Below are 16,530 nucleotides of genomic sequence, written 5' to 3' on the forward strand. Positions count from 1 at the left end.
CGGGATACCGCCATTCTGTTTGGAAACAAACAGAATGCTATCGCTGCATAGTTGAACAGTGATGTTCAGCAGTGTTCAGCGTAAATGTATCAGGTGCTATGCCTACGGCACCTCATACTGCTACCTACTGCTACGCAATGCTTATGGGAACGGGAACCGCACCGCTTTCTCAAGGCTGGGCAAGGATAGGGCGACCTCAGGGATCCCTCACCAGCACCGTCCCGGTCACCACAGCGCTTTGGCCCAACCGGTCGAAGACCCGCAAGCTGAGCAGGTAGGAGCCGGGCACCAAGCTCAGGGGAGGGCGAATGCGGAAGCGGGTTGTACAGAACACCTCTCCAGACACACAATTCACCTGGGCTGCCGATAGCGTCTGCACCTCGATCCCTGACCACGACACCTGAAACGCCAGCTCCGCCGGGATCCGCCCCGGCACCGATACCGAAACCCCCAGCTCCAAAAAGCCGTTCCGATTCACCACAGAAGGAATATCGCTGCTGGTGATCAAAGGCGGCGGCGGAGTACTGGCCGTCAGCGCATCGGCACCACAACCGACCAAGGCCACACCCAGCAGGCCCAGCACCCATCCCCAAGGTTTGGATCCCAGCTTCATCACAGGGTTCAATCTGAAAACTCACCTTCTCAGTATAGAGGGTGGGGATAACAGGCTTAGCGTCCTTTTCGAGAAAAACTAAAAATTCACGCCACATATAGTGGCAAGCTGGATTTTTGCCCAAACCATCTGCTACAGTAAGGCCCATAACCTGTCGAGCAGCCTGGATATGGAAGGGGAAGAGGAGCTAAAAGCCTTGCGGGCGCGGGTGCGCAACCTAGAGCGATCCCTCGCCGAATCGGAAGCGCTGTCATTGCAGCAGATTGAGTGCATCCATCGCCTGGAACATCAACTGCTGGAAGCACAGGCCCAGATTCAAGAGCGGGATCAAGCTTTGCAAGCGTGTCAAGAGGAGAAAGCGCGGCTGGCCCAGCGCCCTACCCCAGAGGCTTTTCAGCTTCAGCAACAGCACATCGAAGAACTGCAGAATCTCCTGTGGGAAATGGAGCGCCGTCCAACGCTGGAGCACTACCACATTCTGCAGCAGCAGTTGCAAACCAGTCAGACGGAAATTGAAACCCTCAAGGCGGAATTGCAGCGGCGCGTCGATCCGGCCCGATTTTACCAACTGCAGCAGGAGCTCCTGGAGCTGAAACAGCAGGCCAACCAATTGGGAGAATACGCCGTCAAGTTGCCGCAGGTGCAGCTTTTGCAAGCCCAACTGCAGCTCCGTGTACAGCAGCTAGAGGAGGAAAAAGCACAATTGCAAGCGCAAATCCAAGAGTTGGCTGCTCGACCTTCTGCACAAGAACTGGAAACCCTACGGGCGGAGCTAGAGGCTGCCCACCGCCAAGCGGAAGCCGAATGGCAGCGTTTGAAGACCCATCTGGAAACCGAAAAGGCACACATGGAAGCTGACCTGAACACCGCCCGGCAACGTATTCGCGAACTGGAAGAGCGCCCTACCCCAGAGCAATGGGCACGCTTGCAGGCGGAGCTGGATCATCTGCGCCAACAGGCCTCTTTTGCCAAGGCCGAGCGGGCCACCTTGCTGGAAGAGCTGCAGCAGAGTCAGCGGCAGCAGGCCGAGCAAGCCCAACAGATTGCCAAGCTGGAAGCGGAAGCAGCCCAGGCCGCCCACCTCAGGGAAACAGAGTCCTCACAGGCGCAGCGAATCCTTGCCCTGGAGGAGCAGGTGCAGGCTTTGACCCGCGAGCTTGGTGCTTTGCGAGCCGAGCGGGATCAGCTTATCCAAGAGTTGGCCCAGCGTCCCACCCTTGCCCAGTGGCAGGAAGTTCAGCAGCAGGTGCAGGACACCCGAGAAAGCCTGGAAGCAGCCCGGCGGGGGCGAGAACTGGCCGAGGCCCATCATCTGGTCAGCCAAAAGCAAATCGAGAAGTTGCAGCAGCAGGTGATGGCTTTGAAAACCGAGTGTGTGCAGGCCCACGCCTACGCGCAAACCCAAGAAAAGGAAGTGGCCCTGCTGCAGCAGCGCAATCAAGAACTGGAAGAGCAACTGGCCACACTGCGTCAGTCGGCCTCCGCTTCCCCTCAGCCAGCGGTTGTCGAGCCCAGGTCGAATCATCGGGCCCAGGAACGGATTCCTGCCGCGGCTGACGAGTCTGCTCCTTCCCCGGCCACCACCTGGAGAACACCCACCCCAGGGATCCCGCCGCTCACCCTGGACGAGCGGGAAGAAAGTGCCCCGCTCGGCTGGCGCCAACGGACAGAAAGGCTCCTGAAACGCTCCGCTTTGGCCGCTTCACGGGCAGGAGGGGAAACGGGCAGTCGCAACCGGATTGAGTTGCCGACTTTTGTGCAGCGGCGGCCCTACTGAGCGCTCCATTCTCGGGGATCCAACCGTTCTCCAGCTTGAAAACGAGGCCAAGCCCAGCGCAACAGGGCTCCCAGCTGGGCATGAAACCGCTCTGGGGCAAATTGCAGAGCATGGGCCCGAATCCGCTGCGGATCCCATTCCTGTCGATCCGCCTGCCGCAGCCCTTCCACCAGCGCTTCCACACTGGCCTCGGGAATGAGGATGCCGGTTTGGCCGTGGATGACCGTCTCTTGGGCACCTCCCCGGTTGAGGGCAACCACGGGGCGGCCGCAGGCCTGGGCCTCCACTGCCACTAGGCCAAAATCCTCCTCCCAGGGGAACAGCAGCAGCCGGCAATTGGCTAGCAGTTCCCGGAAACGATCGGGGGGCTGATGGGGCAAAAACTCCACCTGCGGCCCCGCCAGTCGCTTGAGCCGAGCCAGCTCCGGCCCTTCGCCCACAACCAGCAGCCGACGACCCAGCCGTTCACAGGCGGCAATCGCCAGATCCACCCGTTTGTAGGGCACCAGTCGGCCTGCCACCAGGTCATAATCGGCGCTGGGATCCGCCACCGGCTCCAACCCCTGCAGCGGAACGGGCGGGTAGATAACAACAGCCTCGCGGCGGTAGAGCTTGGCAATGCGGCGGCGAATGTGCTGGGAGTTGGCGATCAACAGATCTGGACGTTGAGCTGCCAGAAAATCCCATTGGCGCAAGCGGTGCAGCAGCCATTGGCTAATTGTGCGAATGGGCCCGCTTCTCCCCAGCCCTTCTCGCTGCAGATACAGCTCCCGGTTCTCCCAGAGGTAACGGGTGGGGCTGTGGATGTAGCTCAGGTGCAGGGTAGAGGCTCCCGTCAGGATCCCTTTGGCAAAGGCGTGGCTGCTGGAGATCACACAGTCATACCCCGAAAAGTCGAAGCTCTCATAGGCCAACGGCATCCAGGGCAGCAGATACTTGAGGCGGGCATGGTAATCAGGGCGCAGCACCCCCAGCCACTTGGCCCAGCCTTGCAAAAAGGAGGTGTGAATTGTCAGCTCCTGCCAGCTCGGCGGCAGGGTGTGAGCGGAGAAGAGACTGACGTAAAGGGGGGCCTGGGGGGCAAAGGCCACCAGCTCCTGCAGAACCTTTTCCGATCCCCCCGGCCAGATCAGGTACTCGTGCACCAGGGCCAGGCGCTCAGGCCAAGCGGGATCCCGGCTGGGAAGAGTGGGGACAGCCACAGGAAGGGATCCCCAAGGGTCAGGCACGGTCAGGACTGGGCAGAGCGGCGTTTTTTGCCAATTGGGCCGCTCACCTGCTTGGCCTTCTCGTCAATCCGCTCGTTGATGTAGTTGTAGATTTCCCGAAAGCGAGGCAAGGCCCGCATCTCCAGGCGACTGCCATCCTTGAGGGTGAGCACCATATCTCCCCACACGCCCAAGCCACGGGGCACCATAACCACCTTGGCAATCTCGCCGTAGATTACATCTGAGCGCTCCTTGCCGCCCCATCCCCCAATCACGGTGATGCGACGATTGGTAATCCGATAGTGTACCCACAGCTTACGCACCAGTGCCCCCACAAACAGAGGCAAGCCGACAAGTGTAGCCCCAATGAAGGAGTTCAACACCAAATCGCCACTGTGGGGGCCGCCCTCAAAAAAAACCTCCTCTTGCACCGCCATGCAGAGCACCGTCCGGTTGTTTAGAGTGTTGCCGTTAACGATCTTAAACGATTTCTCAGCTTTCCCCAACTGGGTCTAACGGCAGGTTCGGGATTGGGTCAGCCTTCGGACGGCTTGTAGGGAACGGCAGGTGGCCAAGACCAGGTAAACAAACAACACCATCACCACCACCGCCACCGCTGCGGCTCCGGCATTACCCAGCCAGCCCCACCCTTCCAGCCCCGTCAGGGCCACCAAAGCCCAAGAAGCCGGGTGCAGCATTCCCCCCAACAGGAGAATTTGCGAGAGCATTTGCCCAGCCGTAAAGCGGGATCCCAGCACCACCAGGGCCAGTCCGCCGCCGATGTTGATCAACCCCATGTTGCCCAAAAAGGCGTAGCAAATGTGCCAGGCGTACTTTTGTTTGGGCACCTCCTGCCAGAGGAGGGGCTCGGCAGGGATCCCCGAAGCCTCCTGGGGGGCGAGCGGCAACGGCTGAACTTGGCTGAGGATCCAGCCGAGGACAATGGCGGCAACCAGCATCGCCACGCCCGCCTTCACGTTCAGCTTGCCGGGGATGGTTAGCTCGGGGTGGGCCAACATCGCAGATCCTCCTGCAACCCGTCCTAGCCTATCCTGTCTTTGCCCCAAATTGGCCAACAGCCTCAATCCCTTGGATAGAGCAGTGTGCCGCAGCGCTTGCAGAATTGGGCATCCCCATCGTGTTGGGACAAACCGCACCCTGGGCAGGCCCATTGCACCGAGTTGCCGCTTTTCACCAATTGTTTGATCAGCTCCCCCACTTGCCAGGGAATTAGAGCGATCCCCGTCAGGATCATCAGCACCGTCAGCAACCGACCCAGCTCAGAACTGGGGGTGAGATCCCCAAACCCCACCGTGGTCATGGTAACGACGGAAAAGTAGAAAGCATCCAAAAAGGTGGCAAAAGCGCCAGGATTCACTGGATGTTCTACCTGGTAGATCAGCCCAGAGTAGACGAAAACAATGGCAAAGAGGGTGAAGAAAATGCGCAGCAAAATGCGGCTATCGGCGGAGATCACTTGCCCAAACAGGGTTTTGCCCTCTACCAGGCGCAGCAGCCGCAAAATGCGAAACCAACGGAAGATGCGAATGAAGCGAATATCGGTTAGCCCGGCAAAAAAAGGCAAAATGGCGAGCAAATCGATGAGCGAATACAAGCTCACGACATAGCGCAACTTCTGCGGGGCCGCTGCCAGTCGGAGCAGATATTCCACCACAAACAGGCCGAGAATGAGGCGATCCACCCGCTCCAGCCCAAGACGCACCTCAGGGGGAATGGGATAGGTTTCCACCACAAAGAAGGTGGATGAACAGAAAACCAACACCGCCACCAGCAAGTTCACCCAGCGGCTTTCCGGAGTGTCTTGATCCCCCCAATAGCGCTGGAGGATCCCAGAATGGGCAAGATCGAGATCAGCTTGGGTGGGGAGAGTGGTCACAAACGGGATCCAGCTGGGAAGATATCGAGAGAGTTTCCTTTCAACGCCCATCAGGCGCATACTAACTAAGCTAATGGAAACTAGCTCACAGAGCGAACTTCCCCTAAGCAAACGTCCAGGCTTTGGGTGTTAATTAGGTGTTGAGTCGATGTTGCCTCCTATCGTACTGGCCTCGCAATCCCCTGCCCGCCGCCAATTGTTAAAGGCTGCCGGGATCCCCCATCGCGTTCAACCCAGCTACTTCGACGAAAGCCAAATCCAGAGCTCTAATCCGGTGGAGCTGGTCCAGAAGCTGGCCTCGGCAAAAGCAGAAGTGGTGGCGGCCCAGCAACGGGAGCCCGTCTTGGTCGTGGGGGCCGACTCTGTGCTCTACCTAAATGGCGAGATCCTAGGTAAGCCGCCCAATGCCCTAGAGGCGGAACGGCGCTTGCGGCAAATGCGGGGCGAAGTGGGAGAGCTCTACACAGGCCATGCCTTAATTGACACGAAGCAGAACCGTCGCCTCACCCACTATGCGGTGACGCGGGTGTTTTTTGCCAAGCCCAGCGACGAGGAGATCCGCGCCTATGTGGCCACCGGTGAGCCTTTGGCCTGTGCCGGCTGTTTTGCCATCGATGGTCGTGGCAGCCTGTTTGTGGAGCGGATCGAGGGGTGCCCTGGCAATGTGATCGGGCTGAGTTTGCCCCTGCTGCGGCGCATGATCCAGGAGTTGGGCTATTCCCTCACCGATGCTTGGAGCTAGCCGTCGAGGTGTTGCTTGAGCAGGTCGTTGGCCAGCTTTGGATCCGCCCGTCCCTGGGTTTTTTTCATCAATTGCCCGACAAAGTAGCCGAAGAGCTTGGTTTTGCCCCCCCGATACTGCTGCAGTTGCTCGGGGTTTTCTGCCAGCACCTCGGCGATCATCTGCCCCAGCAGAGCGCTATCCGAGATTTGGGTCATGCCCTTAGCTTCCACCAGGGCGCGGGCCGATCCCCCTTTTTCCAGCAGTTCCGGCAGGATCTCCTTGGCGATTTTGCTGGAGATGGTGCCCTGCTCGATGAGGCCAATCAGCTCGGCCAGGGTTTCCGGCTTCAGGGCAATGTCGGGATAGTCCAGCTTGTGGGTGTTGAGGTAGCTGGCGATGTCGCTCATCATCCAGTTGGCGGCTGCTTTCGGGTCGGCACCGGCGGCGATCACGGCTTCAAAGTATTCGGCGGTGTTGCGTTCATCGCTGAGGTAGCGGGCATCGTACACCGAGAGGCCGTACACCTCCTGATAACGTCGCCGCTTCACACCGGGCAATTCCGGCAGCTCTGCCTGCCAGCGGGTTTTCTGCGCTTCGGTAACGCGAATGGGCGGCAGATCGGGCTCGGGGAAATAGCGATAGTCGCTGGATCCCTCTTTCTTGCGCATGCTGATGGTGCGCTGGCTGTTTTCTTCCCAAAGGCGGGTCTCTTGCACGATCCGCTCGCCCGCCTCCACAACCTTGACCTGGCGGTTGAATTCGTACTCGATGGCCCGTTGGATGGCGTTGAAGGAGTTCATGTTTTTAATTTCCACCTTCGTGCCAAAGGTCTGGGATCCCAGCGGACGCACCGAGATGTTCACATCACAGCGCAGGGATCCCTCCTGCAGGTTGCCATCGCACAGCCCGGCATAGCGCAGGATGCGGCGCAGCTCTTGCACATACTCGGCTGCCTCTTCCCCGCTGCGGATGTCCGGCTCGCTGACGATCTCGATGAGGGGAACCCCCGCCCGGTTGAAATCCACCAAAGAGTAGCTGGATCCCGATAGGCGGTCGCTGCCAGCGTGGACCAGCTTGCCCGCATCTTCTTCCATGTGCAGACGGGTGATGCCGATGCGCTTGGTACGACCGTCGCTGAGCTGGATCTCAATCCAGCCGTGGGTAGCAATCGGCAGGTCGTATTGCGAGATTTGGTAGTTTTTGGGCAAGTCGGGGTAAAAGTACTGCTTGCGGTCGAACTTGCTGTAGGGGGCAATGGTGCAATTCAAGGCCAAACCCGCTTTGACCGCGTACTCCAGCACCTTTTCGTTGAGTACCGGCAGGGTGCCGGGCAGGCCCATGCAGATGGGGTCAATCTGGGTGTTGGGGGGAGCGCCAAAGGCTGTCGCGCTGCTGGAGAAGATCTTGGAGCGAGTGCTGAGCTGGCAGTGAACTTCCAGCCCAATCACAGCTTCGTATTGCACTTTGGCGGGGGCAGCAACAGTCATGGGATAGGAAAAACTGGCGGTGTAACCATTCTAGTGTGACCTTGCAGGGATCCCAGCTCACAGACAGTTTCTGGGGACGGCAGCCCAGAACCCAGGACGAGGCCGGAGCAGCCCAGCTTGAAGCAGATCCTCAGAACAGCGAAACTTCCTCAAACGGTAGGGCGAATCTCAAAAGTGGGTAGACCTTCCGGCGGCTCGGAACGTTGCTCAATGGCCTCCACAACCGAACCGGGGCTGCCCTGTTGGCACCAGCGCAGCATCGCCTCCACCGCAGCAGGGGATCCTTCAAAAACGGCCCCGACGCGACCATCCCGCAAGTTGCGCACCCAGCCGCCAACACCGGCATTGCGGGCCATGGCTTCGGTGTGGGCGCGAAACCCCACGCCCTGAACCCGCCCCCGTATCCAGACGTGAACGCGAACCCTGTCACTCATGCCGACGGGGATCCCTCCGTTGTGCTGCAGGGTTCTGGCGACTCGGTCGGCTCCTCCGGAGTCTCTGAGGTCTGCCGATCCAGCCACCCCACAAGAACGTTGACCAGGGCAACCAAGCCTAGGAGCCCCAGCGAGATCCCACAGGCATACCCAATCGCTTGCCACAGCACGGAAGACATGAACCCAACCTCACGAACGCTTGTGCAGAGGATCCCACCCTTCATGCACCGTGACATCCTCCCGGCGCTCGTCCTGTGGACAGAGCGCGGGCCACCCTTCCCGTCAGCAGGACGGAGTCCTTACCTCGCGGCCGGGCATTCCTGCCCCACGCCACTTATCTGGGTCTACAACCCCCGACAGACCGACTGAACAGGCAGTTTCCCTTCCCCAGCCTCCCTGGCTACTGCCAGCTTGCAAAACAAGTCTAATCCACAGGGAACGGTGCATCGGCAGGCAGGATGGACTCCTGCACCCAGGAACCCCTGTCCACCGGCCAAGAGCAAGAGGCATCTGGATCAATCCGGTACTTGTAGGTTACCGCCAGCATAAGTAGGTTTTACTACAGATTTCGCTCAACAGATTTCGCTCAGAGGTATGGCGGGGATCCCTGTATCCCGGTGCTTACCCTGCGGGTAGAGTGCAGGACTGATTGCCCCTGCACCCCCGTTAGTTACCGCTAGCTACACCGCCGGGAAGCCCCGCCCTCTATTAGTTAGTGGCTAGTGAATAGTGAATAGTCACTATCCACTAACCACTATCCACTATTCACTTTATCCAGGGTGAGGGTCGGGATGAAAGGCGGGGACATGATGTTTTGTCCTTACTGGTGCCATAAAAAGTAGCGGGGTTTTATACACTGCCGCTATAGACATCAAGTACAGGGGCGGGGCATCCCGTCCTTTTCGCGTTAGCGGGACGTAGTCCTTAAGCCCAGGAAATGTCCTTTTCGCGCTAGCGGCGCGGAGCGCTAACCGGAGTCACTGTTCGCGTCAGCGGGACGGAGTCCTTGAAGCCCGCACTCTCTCGCTTTAGCGGCGCGGAGCGCTTTGCATCAACATGAGTGCGGGAGTATGTCACTTAAAATGACTACACCAGTCTTGTTCAGCACCAATCTATTGGGTTAGCTTATGGGGGTGTGGGGGTAGCTAAGCCCCGCACTGTACCCGTAGGGTCAGTGCCGGGATACAGATACCCCCACATGGTGTATGATAGGAGTAGTTGCACAAAACGGCTTTTGCCGGAATCTGGTGCAACTACGCGGTAGGACATTCCGTGTCTGCTCGTGGAGGGTTCTTGCGTAGGCTCCCCGATGAAGCGAGAAGCCCGCTCCGTACTGCCAGCAGTCGGGGTCGGGAGTATGTCACCGCAACACCAGGGCTAGAGCAGTCCCTTGGGATCCCGTCGCGACCAACCGCAAGTCCCCCCCGTGGGCCTGCAGGATGCGCCTGGCGATATATAGCCCCAGACCTCCTGAGCCGGTTGGGTAGTGGTGGCCGGCAATGTGAATGGGCTGGGTCACGTAGGGTTGGGCCAACTCTTCTAGGGGAGCCGGCAAGCCGGGGCCATCATCCTGCACCTGGATCTGGTGGGGGCTGACGATTAACACCACCGCATGGCGTGCGTAGCGCAAGGCGTTGTCCACCAGATTCACCAGCGCCCGTTCCAGCTCTGCCTCATCGGCGTTGCCCCACCCTTCTCCTTCGACTCGCAGATCGATCCCCCGCTCCTGGGCCAGGGATCCCATGCGCTCGGCCACCCTTCTGGCCAGGGATCCCAGATCGCAAGGCCGAGGATGCAGCTCGATCTCTCCCCGCTCCAGGCGGTGGGCCTCCACCATTTTCTGCACCAGCGAGAGATTGTGTTGGTTTTCCTGCAGGATGCGATCTAGCAGAGCGCGACGTTGCTCCGGATCGAGCTGTTGATCCTGTTTGAAGGCGCTCAGCAGGTGCCCAAAGGCGATGAGGGGAGTTTTCAGGTCGTGAACCAGGGTGGCGGTAAAGGCTTCTCGCCGCATTTGGTCGATCTGGATCTGGCGCAGCAACTGGGCAAAGGCCTGCCGCAAGATCAGGGCTTCCTGGGGATCCCCGGGGCGGAGCAGCAGATTCCAACGGGCGGGCTGGTTAATCAAGGTTTCCAAATGAGCCAACTCGCGGGCCAGCAGGGTGAGGGGGCGCAAAATCATGGAGGACAGAGCATAGCCCACCACCGCCGACAGCACCGCCAGCAACGGGATCCACAGCAGCAGCAGGAGGATCCCTTCAGCGCTGAACTGCGTGTCGGGCCAGATCCACTGCACCGACAGGATGAAAACCAAGTTGGGGACAAACGAAAGGCTGGCAATGACCAATGCCACCTGGGTGCGCAGGCTGTGGGGAAAGCGGCGGCGCCAAAACTCAAGTAGGCGGAGTGGTTGCTGTTTCAAACTCGGTGTGCTCGCTTTGACAAGACCTGATTAAATAGTGAACCAACCGTAGGCAAAGAATAAACATCCCCTCACGGTCAAGGCTGAAGAGTTCTTTCCTAGGTCTTAGAATGACCGTTATGTCTTGAGCCACTTCATCCCCATGAATAAAGAAGGATGCCGTAACCCCAGCTTTTAGGATACCCAGCTACCCCATTCTTTAGAGAAGCCGCGCCGTATTCCGGTTGGCAAAGCTGTGGACATCACGGCAAAGAAAGACAGCTTGATCCCCAGGCGTAACCAACGTTGAGCAATCATAGTCGTTTCAGGTTAGGGTGAGGCGCCTGGGCCATTGAGAAAAGCCTTTGGCCGCATGCATTATTGCTCGGCAACGCTGACGCGACGACGCGACCAACGTTTTGGGTGTAGTGTCCCAGTTTGGGTCAAAGGACTACAAGTTCAACAGATCAAGATCGAGGGGCAGAGCGGAGCTCTCAAGCTCCTGAGGGATGAAAAAACCTCTGGGAGTCTGTCCGTGTTTCGACCCCAGAGGCTTCTTCTCTTCACTCCTCACCACTATTGAGCGTAGCCGCCCTTCCAAAGGCTGTCAAGCACTTTCCCATTGGGGTTGGCGTGTGGGAAATTGCGCTAGGGTGGCACTGCCGTACAGGATCATCTGCTGGGGCTGCAAGTTCACCCGGTCTACCCGCAGCTCAGTGCCTCGCAAGGCGAGCCGATCCAAATCCAGAAGCTCATTCAGGCAGCGTACCAAAGCTTGGCTCAAGGCTAGCTCCTCTTCTGTACCGCTTTCAAACACTGGATCTGTAAAGCGGATGCGACGCCGCTCCAGCACCTCAACTTGGGCGGAAAAACCGACGCGGAAAGCCCTGGCTTCTCCCTGCTGTACGTTTGCCTGGAATTGCAGTCGTCGCGCCGGGGTGATGCTGATATGGACGTGATGGAAGGATAGGGGGCTGCCATCCTGTCCCACCAGGGCCAGCCTATTCAGCACAAAAGGTGTGTTAAACGATTGCGCCAGATCGTCTTCGCTCAGCACCACGCGCATTGTGGCCTGTACTGGCTGGCGCAGCTTGATCTTCCCCTGCCAAATTTGGCTGAAATCGATGGCCACCGCATTGCAGAATAGCTCCAGAGCCGAAAGCCTCAGGCCGTTGTACATCTGCAGATGCTGGCCCAACAGTTCAAAGCTGTCGATACGACCCTGCAACAATTTGGCAACAGGCTCCACTCGCACGCGCGCCTCCAGCCGCTCTGCATGCTTAAAGAGGGCACGAATGGCTGCGCCTACCCCTCGGCTAACCCAATCGACAGCCATGGGATTCTGCAGGGAAAGTTGGGGCAGGAGTCCTGTAGCCATGGGAAGAGGTAAAGAGCGCCTACAGGGATCATAACCAACCATTAAGAAAAGTTACAACCTTTGCCAACGGAGAGGCTGTTCTCTCAGGGGTAGGTGCGTCCCTCCTGCATAGCCGAGCGGGCCACGGCTGCGATCCCCTGGTCGGTGGCACGGGGCAGATGAAAGTACCGTCCGCCCGCCAATTCCGCCAGTTCGGCGCTGAAGCCGGTGGTTACAAAGCGGCTTTGGGAATCGATCAAAAGCAGCTTCAACCCCAGGGCGCGGATGCGCAGGGCGATCTCCCGCAGCTCTTGCTTGAGGTCGATGGGATCCGTTCCCGACTGGGGTTTGCCATCGCTCCGTCCCAAGGAGCGGCTGAGGGGGATGTTGCCCCGACCATCGGTGAGGGCCACCAGCATCACCTGGCCCACGTCGCCGGCAGCACGGGCATTGACTCCCATGCGCACGGCTTGGGTGAGGGCATGGGCGAGAGGGGATCCCCCGCCGCAGGGCAGAGATTCCAAACGGCGGCGGGCCAGCTCGATGGAGCGGGTGGGGGGCAGCAGCACTTCGGCAGTTTCTCCACGAAAGGCGATGAGGGCCACCTTGTCGCGGTTCTGGTAGGCTTCTGTGAGCAGGCGCAGGGCCGCTCCTTTGGCCGCTTGCATGCGGTTGAGGGCCATGGAGCCGGAGGCATCCACCACAAAGATCACCAGGGCTCCGGCCTTGCGAACCAGCTTTTTGGCGCGGATATCGCTCGGTTCCACGACGACGGCGCGTCCCGGTTGCCGCTGGCGGCGGCTTTTCTGATAGGGGGCAGCAGCTCGCAAGGTGGCATCGACGGCAACGCGGGGGTTGGATCCCTGGGGCAGGATGGGCTTGACGTAGCGGCCTCGGTCGGCGCTGAACACCAGGCTGCGGGATCCCGTTTTCCCCTGTTGGTTGAGGGACTGGGCGAAGGCCAGCAGGCGCGGGTCGAGGGCAATGCGCTCCGGCTCGAAGAAAAACTCTTCCGGCAGACTCAGGTTTTCCGGCTGGGGATCCGTTTCCTCTCTATCTTCCCCATCCTTGTCGGGATCCGGCGGCGGGGGATCCGACTGTTGGGATGGTGGCGGGGGGGGAGGGGGGGGCTGGTCGGGGTCGTATTGGGCGCGGGGCAGCAGCACCAGTTGCACAGCCTGCTGCAGATCCTCGGCCAACAGGCGATCCCGTCCTTCCAGAGCTGCCAGGGCACAGGCGGCTCGCAGGGCAAATTGTTCTCCCCGGTGCCCTTGGACGTTGCCGCGGATGGCCTCCTGCACCAGGTAGAGGAGCTGTTCCCGCTGCGGCTTGACCTGGGGCAGCCACTCCCGCGCCAGGAGGATGCGGGTGCGGATTTCCTCCAGTTCCGCCTGGTGCTCGGCCAGGAAGGGCTCGGGAGCATCGACAAATTGCGTTGCCCGTTGGACAATTTCCCCTCGCTCTTCTAGGCTCAGCTCCTGCCCCACCGGCACCACCAGTGCCAGGCGATCCAGCAGGTGGGGGCGCAGGGATCCCTCTTCGGGGTTGTAGGTGGCCACCAAGAGAGGCCGGCAGGGGTGTTGCAGACTCAGCCCCTCCCGTTCCAGGCGGTTGACCCCATCCCCCACCACCGTCAGCAACAAGTTGACGATGGCGTCGTCCAAGAGGTTGATGTCATCCACATAGAGCACGCCCCGGTGGGCGGCAGCCAAGAGCCCTGGCTGGAAGACCGTTTCCCCCTGCCTGATGGAGGCCTCCACATCGACGGATCCCAGCAGCCGATCTTCGGTGACGCCCAGGGGAACCTGGACAAAGGGGGGCGATATCACTTGGGTGGGCGGCACCTCTCCGGCTGGGTAGCGAGCCTTGGCCCAGTCGGACCAGGTATCCGGCTGCGCTGGATCGTCGTTGCAATAGGATCCCGCAATCACCTCGATGGGCGGTAGCAAGGCGTGGATCCCTCTGGCCAAAACCGACTTGGCGGTGCCGCGAGGCCCCACCAGCACCACACCCCTTAGGCTGGGATCCACTGCTGCCAGCAGCAGAGCCAGCTTGGCCGCCTGTTGCCCCACTACAGCGGTGAGGGGAAAGGTACAAGGAGCGGATAGAGTTGCGGATCCCATGGTTGGCGGGTAGGCTTGGCGAGCAACGGTTCAATCGAGCAGATTCGCAGCGGAGCGGGAGCTGTACACCCCAGTCTATCGCTTGAGTGCTCCGCACCGCCTTTGCAACTGAGATTTTCTGGGGAGCATGCCTCTAACCCCCAAAACCCTGAACTTTGCTGAATTTACTGAGCTTTAGGCGGTTTGGCAAAAGTCATTGAGAGGGATATAGTAGACCAAGTTTCCCCCTGATCCTTGAGTCCACCGCAACGGTTGCCGGGAAGTGAAGGGGGAAAGCGCTCGGGGGGTATTCCTCAGGGCTTTGCGGGATACCGCCTTCCTGCTCAAAGATAGGCAGGAGGCGATCGCTTCTTTCCTGAACCATGTTCAGGAGAGTTCAGCGTGAATGTATCAGGTTCCAAACCGGCTCCAGACAGTTCCCCAAGCCCTCTCCCAAGGGGAAGGGGTAGGTCGGAATCAAGGCCACCAATGGCCTACGGCGACTGGGAATACCCCTGGTGAGCCGCCGCTGTTTGGTGGTCATCTTCTGTTCAAAATGGGCATCACTTCAGCGGGTTGCAATCATCACGTGTTTGGTGATTTGGTAGTCGCGCACCGCTTCTGCCGAGAGATCTTTGCCAAATCCCGATTGCTTAAAGCCGCCATGGGGGGCCTCAGAGGCAATGGGAATATGGTCGTTGATCCAGACGGTGCCGAACTCCAGATCGGCGGCCAACCTCATCGCTCGTCCGATGTCTTGAGTCCACACAGAAGCCGCCAGCCCGTATAGGACGTCATTGCCCAAGCGTAGCGCTTCCGCTTCTTCGCGAAACGAGCCGAGCGTGAGAACCGGCCCAAAAACCTCACTCTGTACGATCTCCGCTTTTTGATCGACATTGGCAATCACCGTGGGTTCATAGTAGTAGCCCTGGGCAAGCTGGGAAGGGATCCGACCGCCGGTCAGCACCTTGGCTCCCTCTGCTTTGGCCCGCTCCACAAATCCCATCACCCGCTCCCGCTGGGCTGCTGAGACCAAAGGCCCCATCTCCACTCCCGCCTCGAAAGGGGATCCCACCGTTACTTTGCGCATGGCTTCTACAATGGCCTCTTGCGCCTGCGCCAGCTTGCTCTCGTGCACATAGACGCGGGTGGCTGCCGTACAGTCTTGGCCGGTATTGACGGTGGCAGCAAATGTGGCCTTGGCAGCAACGGTCTCTACGTCCGCATCCTCGAAGACGATAAACGGCGCTTTGCCCCCCAGTTCCAAGTGCACCCGCTTCAGGGTATCTGCCGCTGTCCGCATCACCTGCTTGCCGGTGGCGGTAGAGCCGGTAAGGCTGACCATGCGCACCTGGGGGTGCTCCACCAGGGCTTGGCCGGTGGCATTGCCTCCGGTAACGATATTGACTACCCCGGGCGGGATCCCAGCCTCGGCGATCAGTTCCCCCAGCATTAGGGTGGTCAGGGGGGTGGCAGGAGCGGGCTTGAGCACCACCGTACAGCCGGCGGCCAGGGCGGGGCCGATTTTCCAGACAGCCATCATCAGCGGATAGTTCCAAGGGGTAATTTGCGCGCACACCCCCACTGGCTCTTTGCGAAAGAGGGAGGTGTAGCCCTTGGCGTATTCCCCAGCACTAAAGCCATGGATGTCGCGGGCGGCGGCGGCGAAGAAACGCAGATTATCCACCGCAAATGGCAGATCTCCCCCCAAGCTGAGGAACTCGTAGGGCTTGCCGGTGTTTTCCGATTCCACACGAGCCAGTTCTGGGGCACGAGCCTCGATCAGATCTGCCAATTTCCAGAGGGCCAGGGATCGCTCGCCGGGGGTGAGTTTCGACCAACGGCCATCGTAGAAAGCGGTCTGGGCAGCTTGCACCGCCCGATCCACATCGGCAGGGCTAGCATCCACCACCTCTGCCAGTTTCTCGCCGGTGGCCGGGTTCTCGATGGTCATCAACCCCCCCCCTTGGCTATCGACCCATTGGCCGTCGATCCAGAGTTTGTAGGCCATAGCGATGTCCTCAACAGCTTGGTGAAATGGCTCTCCCCATTGTGCCGAATCTTTTTGGCTCGGCTTGAATCATAAGCTTCATTCAACTTTGGCAACTTTGGGGTGCAGAGATGGGATCCTTTGGGATTGGGATGGCCCAAACGGCTATTCGCAAAGCGGGCCGTAGACTGTGGCCAACGGCGCACTGGTGAGGATCCCGCATCTGCTAACTAACGGAGGTGCAGGGGCAATCAGTCCTGCACTCTACCCGCAGGGTAAGCACCGGGATACAGGGATCCCCGCCATACCTCTGAGCGAAATCTGTAGCAAAACCTACTTATGCTGGTGTAACCTACAAGCACCGGATTGATCCAGATGCCTGCCAACAAGCCGCTCGCGTCAGCGGGACGGAGGCCTTGCTGTTGGCGTGGCTGGAGATTGGCCGGGACGTATACAACTACACTTTGCCGGAAATCAACGAGTGGATAGCATCTTGCTCTTGGCCGGTGGACAGGGGTTCCTGGGTGCAGGAGTCCATCC

At 59.7% G+C, this 16,530-nt stretch carries 14 protein-coding genes; 2 read left to right on the top strand and 12 right to left on the bottom strand.

Features of this window, described 5'->3' with window-relative positions; translation table 11 throughout:
* Positions 1–196: 196 nt before the first annotated feature.
* A complete protein-coding gene (locus ACVWZU_RS13020) occupies positions 197–616 on the bottom strand; it encodes a hypothetical protein (RefSeq protein WP_457445330.1) in 420 nt (139 codons plus the stop codon).
* Between the two features lie 97 nt (positions 617–713).
* Between ACVWZU_RS13020 and ACVWZU_RS13025 the strand changes: the two genes are divergently transcribed.
* Complete coding sequence (locus ACVWZU_RS13025) at positions 714–2,390, top strand: hypothetical protein (RefSeq protein WP_457445313.1); 1,677 nt, start codon at positions 714–716, stop codon at positions 2,388–2,390.
* On the opposite strand, the gene ACVWZU_RS13030 is transcribed toward ACVWZU_RS13025, so the two are convergent.
* The 4 genes from ACVWZU_RS13030 to ACVWZU_RS13045 all read right to left on the bottom strand — a co-directional run bounded on the left by ACVWZU_RS13030 (position 2,384) and on the right by ACVWZU_RS13045 (position 5,495).
* Entirely contained in the window at positions 2,384–3,592 is a 1,209-nt protein-coding gene (locus tag ACVWZU_RS13030) for a glycosyltransferase (RefSeq protein ID WP_457445315.1), read from the bottom strand. The two genes, ACVWZU_RS13025 and ACVWZU_RS13030, sit on opposite strands and share 7 nt — an antisense overlap.
* 29 nt (positions 3,593–3,621) lie before the next feature.
* Entirely contained in the window at positions 3,622–4,035 is a 414-nt protein-coding gene (locus tag ACVWZU_RS13035) for a PH domain-containing protein (protein ID WP_457445317.1), read from the bottom strand.
* 75 nt (positions 4,036–4,110) lie between these two features.
* The gene (locus tag ACVWZU_RS13040) at positions 4,111–4,617 is read right to left on the bottom strand and encodes a hypothetical protein (RefSeq protein WP_011432348.1); all 507 of its coding nucleotides are present in this window, start codon (positions 4,615–4,617) and stop codon (positions 4,111–4,113) included.
* A 62-nt stretch (positions 4,618–4,679) separates the two neighbouring features.
* A complete protein-coding gene (locus tag ACVWZU_RS13045) occupies positions 4,680–5,495 on the bottom strand; it encodes an ion transporter (RefSeq protein ID WP_011432349.1) in 816 nt (271 codons plus the stop codon).
* A gap of 148 nt (positions 5,496–5,643) precedes the next feature.
* Between ACVWZU_RS13045 and ACVWZU_RS13050 the strand changes: the two genes are divergently transcribed.
* Positions 5,644–6,237, top strand: a complete 594-nt coding sequence (locus ACVWZU_RS13050) for a Maf family protein (protein ID WP_457445320.1) — start codon at positions 5,644–5,646, stop codon at positions 6,235–6,237.
* Here the strand turns inward: ACVWZU_RS13050 and gatB are convergent.
* The 7 genes from gatB to ACVWZU_RS13085 all read right to left on the bottom strand — a co-directional run bounded on the left by gatB (position 6,234) and on the right by ACVWZU_RS13085 (position 16,011).
* Positions 6,234–7,706, bottom strand: coding sequence for an Asp-tRNA(Asn)/Glu-tRNA(Gln) amidotransferase subunit GatB (gene gatB, locus ACVWZU_RS13055; RefSeq protein ID WP_457445322.1), 1,473 nt, complete (start codon positions 7,704–7,706; stop codon positions 6,234–6,236). The two genes, ACVWZU_RS13050 and gatB, sit on opposite strands and share 4 nt — an antisense overlap.
* Before the next feature lie 149 nt (positions 7,707–7,855).
* Complete coding sequence (locus tag ACVWZU_RS13060) at positions 7,856–8,140, bottom strand: acylphosphatase (RefSeq protein WP_457445324.1); 285 nt, start codon at positions 8,138–8,140, stop codon at positions 7,856–7,858.
* Positions 8,137–8,319, bottom strand: a complete 183-nt coding sequence (locus tag ACVWZU_RS13065) for a hypothetical protein (protein WP_041436250.1) — start codon at positions 8,317–8,319, stop codon at positions 8,137–8,139. The genes ACVWZU_RS13060 and ACVWZU_RS13065 overlap by 4 nt, the downstream gene beginning before the upstream one ends.
* Positions 8,320–9,500: 1,181 nt before the next feature.
* On the bottom strand, positions 9,501–10,562 hold the full coding sequence (locus tag ACVWZU_RS13070; protein WP_457445326.1) for a sensor histidine kinase: 1,062 nt from the start codon (positions 10,560–10,562) through the stop codon (positions 9,501–9,503).
* Positions 10,563–11,148: 586 nt separating this feature from the next.
* Positions 11,149–11,877 (bottom strand): LmeA family phospholipid-binding protein, encoded by a 729-nt coding sequence (locus tag ACVWZU_RS13075; protein WP_414416874.1) that lies wholly within the window; start codon positions 11,875–11,877, stop codon positions 11,149–11,151.
* 125 nt (positions 11,878–12,002) lie between these two features.
* Positions 12,003–14,021 carry a magnesium chelatase ATPase subunit D gene (bchD, locus tag ACVWZU_RS13080; RefSeq protein WP_457445328.1) on the bottom strand — a complete coding sequence of 673 codons (2,019 nt, stop codon included), beginning with the start codon at positions 14,019–14,021 and terminating at the stop codon, positions 12,003–12,005.
* 547 nt (positions 14,022–14,568) lie between these two features.
* The gene (locus ACVWZU_RS13085; RefSeq protein WP_414344852.1) at positions 14,569–16,011 is read right to left on the bottom strand and encodes a gamma-aminobutyraldehyde dehydrogenase; all 1,443 of its coding nucleotides are present in this window, start codon (positions 16,009–16,011) and stop codon (positions 14,569–14,571) included.
* Between the last annotated feature and the right edge of the window lie 519 nt (positions 16,012–16,530).

The sequence above is a fragment of the Thermostichus sp. MS-CIW-26 genome, from assembly GCF_054059115.1.

Bases quoted from the DNA above. Each gene is read 5' to 3' on its own strand.
- bchD (WP_457445328.1), bottom strand. From the start codon at position 14,021: ATGGGATCCGCAACTCTATCCGCTCCTTGTACCTTTCCCCTCACCGCT.
- ACVWZU_RS13040 (WP_011432348.1), bottom strand. From the start codon at position 4,617: ATGTTGGCCCACCCCGAGCTAACCATCCCCGGCAAGCTGAACGTGAAG.
- ACVWZU_RS13035 (WP_457445317.1), bottom strand. From the start codon at position 4,035: ATGGCGGTGCAAGAGGAGGTTTTTTTTGAGGGCGGCCCCCACAGTGGC.
- ACVWZU_RS13085 (WP_414344852.1), bottom strand. From the start codon at position 16,011: ATGGCCTACAAACTCTGGATCGACGGCCAATGGGTCGATAGCCAAGGG.
- ACVWZU_RS13075 (WP_414416874.1), bottom strand. From the start codon at position 11,877: ATGGCTGTCGATTGGGTTAGCCGAGGGGTAGGCGCAGCCATTCGTGCC.
- gatB (WP_457445322.1), bottom strand. From the start codon at position 7,706: ATGACTGTTGCTGCCCCCGCCAAAGTGCAATACGAAGCTGTGATTGGG.
- ACVWZU_RS13065 (WP_041436250.1), bottom strand. From the start codon at position 8,319: ATGTCTTCCGTGCTGTGGCAAGCGATTGGGTATGCCTGTGGGATCTCG.
- ACVWZU_RS13060 (WP_457445324.1), bottom strand. From the start codon at position 8,140: ATGAGTGACAGGGTTCGCGTTCACGTCTGGATACGGGGGCGGGTTCAG.
- ACVWZU_RS13050 (WP_457445320.1), top strand. From the start codon at position 5,644: ATGTTGCCTCCTATCGTACTGGCCTCGCAATCCCCTGCCCGCCGCCAA.